Origin of the sequence: Mesorhizobium sp. M5C.F.Ca.IN.020.32.2.1, assembly GCF_004023105.1 — a bacterium.
Taxonomy (GTDB): domain Bacteria; phylum Pseudomonadota; class Alphaproteobacteria; order Rhizobiales; family Rhizobiaceae; genus Mesorhizobium; species Mesorhizobium wenxiniae.
Genome location: NZ_RZSX01000629.1, coordinates 1 through 3859 on the forward strand (window position 1 = coordinate 1; position 3859 = coordinate 3859).

3 protein-coding genes are annotated in these 3859 nt (G+C 63.1%); all 3 read left to right on the forward strand.

Going from position 1 to position 3859, the window contains the following annotated elements:
- The first annotated feature begins 170 nt into the window (after positions 1–170).
- A complete protein-coding gene (locus tag EOA86_RS25790) occupies positions 171–1097 on the forward strand; it encodes a sugar ABC transporter permease (protein WP_128344274.1) in 927 nt (308 codons plus the stop codon).
- On the forward strand, positions 1097–1954 hold the full coding sequence (locus EOA86_RS25795; RefSeq protein WP_128344275.1) for a carbohydrate ABC transporter permease: 858 nt from the start codon (positions 1097–1099) through the stop codon (positions 1952–1954). The genes EOA86_RS25790 and EOA86_RS25795 overlap by 1 nt, the downstream gene beginning before the upstream one ends.
- Before the next feature lie 27 nt (positions 1955–1981).
- On the forward strand, positions 1982–3859 hold a 1878-nt coding region (locus EOA86_RS25800), incomplete at its 3' end, for a beta-L-arabinofuranosidase domain-containing protein (RefSeq protein ID WP_164891980.1).

Here is a 3859-nt window from a genome sequence, read left to right on the forward strand (position 1 = left end):
CAACAGTAGGCCCCGTTACCTCCCCCTCGAGGGGGAGGTCGGACCGCAGGTCCGGGTGGGGTCGTTGCGGCAGTGCTCGACGTTCTTTTGCGTCGGCGCGCGTCGGAGGCGGCCTTCGGCCGGACCCTCCTCAAGGGGGAGGGGGACGTAGCGCTAACGGAAGAACAGGCATGACCTCCATCGCAGCAATTTCCACCCCAGCGCGTCGCCGCAAACTGGTCGGCGCCGGCCGCCGGCAGTGGATCGGCCTGCTCTATGTCGCGCCGGCCGTCGCCCTTGTCGTCGTCTTCTTCATCATCCCGCTTTGCATGACGGCGTGGATGTCGCTGCACAATTGGCCGCTGATGGGCGCGCACAGCTTCATCGGCCTCGACAATTACTGGGCGATCCTGCGCGACGCCAGGTTCTGGAACGCACTCAAATTCACCGGCTACTACACGGTGGTGGTGACGATCGCGATCTTCGCCGTCGCCTTTCCGCTGGCGCTTTTCATAGAAAGGCCGCGGCCGCTGACCGGCTTCTACCGGACGTCCTTCTTCATGCCGGCGGTCATCGGCTTCGCCTCGGCCAGCCTGCTCTGGTCTTGGCTTCTCAATGTCGATTCCGGCCTGTTCAGCCCGGCCGCCTTCGAACTCGGCCTGACCGAGAAGAAGGTCAATCTGCTGGCAACGTTCCAGCCGGCCTTCTGGTCGATCATCGCCATGGTCGTCTGGAAGGTGGCGGGCTTCACCATGATCATCCTGATGACCGGCCTGCAATCCATCCCGCCGGATCTGCAGGAGGCGGCGATGATCGACGGGGCAGGGCCGCTGGCGCGGTTTCGCGCCATCACTCTGCCGTTGATGCGCCGCACCCTCGCGCTGGCGCTGATCCTGTCGGTTGCCGGTTCGGTGCTCGCCTTTGACCAGTTCTACATCATCCTGCGCGGTGGGCCGCGCAACCAGACGCTGACTGCCGTCTACTGGATCTTCAACCAGTCATTCGTGTCGTTCAAGCTCGGCTACGGCGCCGCATTGTCGATGATCCTGCTGATCATCCTAGTCGCGCTCAGCCTGATCCAGCTGCGGCTGCTGCGCCAACCGGAGGGCGTTGACTGATGGCGCAGGCAAGGAGCCGCAAAACCCGCATCGGCATGCAGATCGCCGAGCACTCGACGGGCATCATCGCCTCATTGCTGTTCCTGGCGCCGATCGTCTGGACCGTGCTTTCGGCGTTCAAGCCGGCGCAGGAGTCGCGTCAGCCGCCGCTGCCGCCCTGGCCGACGACGGGTTTTTCGGTCGAGAATTACGCCACGCTCAACACTTTCGGCGATGGCCTCTGGCTGCCGGCGCAAAACAGCATCTATGTCTCTGTCATGACGGTGGTGCTGTCGGTGATCGTCAGCGTGCTGGCCGGCTACGGTTTCTCGCGATTCCGCTTTCCGCTGAAGAACCTGCTCTTCGTCGTCATCCTGTCGACGATCATGATCCCGTTCCAGTCGATCCTGACGCCGATCTTCCTGGTGCTGACCAAGATCGGTCTGCACAACACGCTGACCGGGCTGGTCTGCGTCTATGTCACGCTGCAGCTGCCGTTCTCGATCTTCATGATGCGCAACGCCTTCGACGCGGTGCCGCGCGAGATCGAGGAAGCCGCCCGCATGGACGGCGCCAACAATGTCACCATGCTGCTGAGGGTGATGCTGCCGCTGGTCTGGCCGGGCATCGTCACCATCGCGCTGTTCGCATTCCTCGGTGCCTGGAACGAATTCCTGGCGGCGCTGGTGCTGATGACGGACCAGTCCAAATTCACGCTGCCGATCATGATGACGGCGCTGCAGTCCGGCCGCTTCGGCGCCATCGACTGGGGCGCGGTGCAGGCCGGCGTCACCGTGATGATGGTGCCATGCCTGGTGCTCTTCCTGTTGCTGCAGCGCTTCTACATCCGCGGCCTCATGGCAGGGGCCGTGAAGTGACCAATCGAATCGAACCGGAGTAAATTGATGACCGCATCGCAATCCGTCAGTCAGGGCACTACGCCGGGCCAAACCAGCAAGTTGGGCAAGCCAAAACTCGCCTTCCGTCCGCTGCCCGTGCCGCAGGTCGATGTGCGCGGCTTCTGGGGCGACCGCGTCGATGCCGTCGCGACCAGGACCGCCGACATCCTCTACGAGCGCTGCGTCGAGGCGCGCATGCTGGAGCAGATCGACCCGGACCGGGCATCGCCGGGCGTCGTCATTCCGTTCCACTCACCCTCGCCGGACGAGGCAGCCACCGCCGGCAACGAGTTCACTGGATCTACGGTGACGACCCAGATGTTCTGGGACAGCGATTGGGGCAAGACGATCGAGACCGCGGCCTATTCGCTGTATCGCCGCCGCAATGACGAGCTGGAGAAGAAGATTGACGCCGTGATCGACATGTACGGCAAGCTGCAGCAGCCCGACGGTTATCTCTCCAGCTGGTACCAGCGTATCCAGCCCGGCCTGCGCTGGACCAACCTGCGCGACTGTCACGAGCTCTATTGCGCCGGCCACCTGATCGAGGGCGCGGTCGCCTATTACCAGGCGACGGGAAAGCGCAAGCTGCTCGACGTCATGTGCCGCTATGTCGACCATATCGCCGAGACGTTCGGTCCCGAGCCCGGCAAGAAGAAGGGTTATTGCGGCCACGAGGAGATCGAGCTGGCGCTTGTCAAGCTCGCGCGGGTCACCGGTCAGCAAAAGTATATGGACCTCGCCAAATACTTCATCGACCAGCGAGGCCAACAGCCGCATTATTTCGACGAGGAGGCGCGTGCCCGCGGCGCCGACCCGAGAGCCTATCATTTCAAGACCTACGAATACAGCCAGTCGCACAAGCCGGTGCGCGATCAGGACAAGGTCGTCGGCCACGCGGTCAGGGCGATGTATCTCTATTCGGGCATGGCCGATATCGCCACCGAATATGGCGACGACACGCTACGGGTGGCGCTCGACCGGCTGTGGGACGATCTCACGACCAAGAACCTCTACGTCACCGGTGGCATTGGACCGTCGTCGCACAATGAGGGTTTTACCGCCGACTACGACCTGCCCAATGACACCGCCTATGCCGAGACCTGCGCTTCGGTCGGATTGGTGTTCTGGGCAAGCCGCATGCTCGGCATGGGTCCGAATGCCCGCTACGCCGACATGATGGAGCGAGCTCTCTACAACGGCTCGATCTCGGGCCTGTCGCTCGACGGCTCGCTGTTCTTCTATGAAAATCCGCTGGAAAGCCGGGGGGAGCACAACCGCTGGATATGGCATCGCTGCCCGTGCTGTCCGCCCAATATCGGCCGCATGGTGGCTTCGATCGGCAGCTATTTCTACAGTCTGTCGGACGATGCGCTCGCCGTCCATCTCTATGGAAACAGCACGGCTCGTTTCGATATCGCGGGGACGCAGATAGAGCTGACCCAGGCCAGCAATTATCCGTGGGACGGGGCAGTCTCGATCACGATCGAGCCCGAGGCGCCGACCGAGTTTACCTTGCACCTGCGCCTGCCAGCCTGGTGCCGCAAGGCGGCGCTCAAGGTGAACGGGGAGGCAGTCGATCTGGGTAGCGTAACCAACGACAGCTATGCCGCGATCCGGCGCGAGTGGCGCAAGGGTGACCAGGTCGAGCTCGATCTCGAAATGGCCGTCAACCGTCTCTACGCCAATCCGGAGGTGCGGCAGGATATCGGCCGCGTCGCGCTTGCCCGCGGTCCGCTGATCTATTGCGTCGAGGAGACCGACAATGCCGGCCAGCTGCACCGCATCGCCTTGCCACGGACGGCAAACATCGAGGCGCGTGAGGAGCCGAACCTGTTGGGCGGCGTCGTAACGCTCTCGGCAGTTGCCGAGAAAGAGGTCTTT